The organism is Kistimonas ophiarachnellae (assembly GCF_057552235.1).
In genome coordinates this window covers 1-325 of record NZ_BAAJPA010000085.1, presented here as the reverse complement: position 1 = coordinate 325, position 325 = coordinate 1, and the positions used below count along the sequence as shown (strand labels likewise).

Annotated in this window: 1 pseudogene; it reads left to right on the top strand. The window is 51.7% G+C overall.

Annotated features, from left to right (window positions below):
* Positions 1-325 (top strand): annotated as a pseudogene (locus AC27K1_RS21745) (IS110 family transposase); the annotation flags it as partial.

Here is a 325-nt window from a genome sequence, read left to right as displayed (position 1 = left end):
TATGCGCGACCTGATCCGGGCACGCACCGATCTTGTCAACGATCTCAAGGCTGCCAGGCAACGGCTCAACAGCTTTCTGTTAAGACACGAACAGGTTTATCACGGCAAACGGTGGAGCAGGCAGCACTGGCTCTGGTTATCTGAACGGGTGTTTTCAACGACTGCGCAGAATGTTGTTCTCAAGCAGTACATGGATACCATCGAAGATCGTCAGAGTCAGCTGACATTCATGGAGCAGCAGATAGACGAGTATCTGCCAAAATGGTCACGATACCCTGTCGTACAAGCGTTACAGGCGCTCAAAGGCGTACGACAGATTACAGCC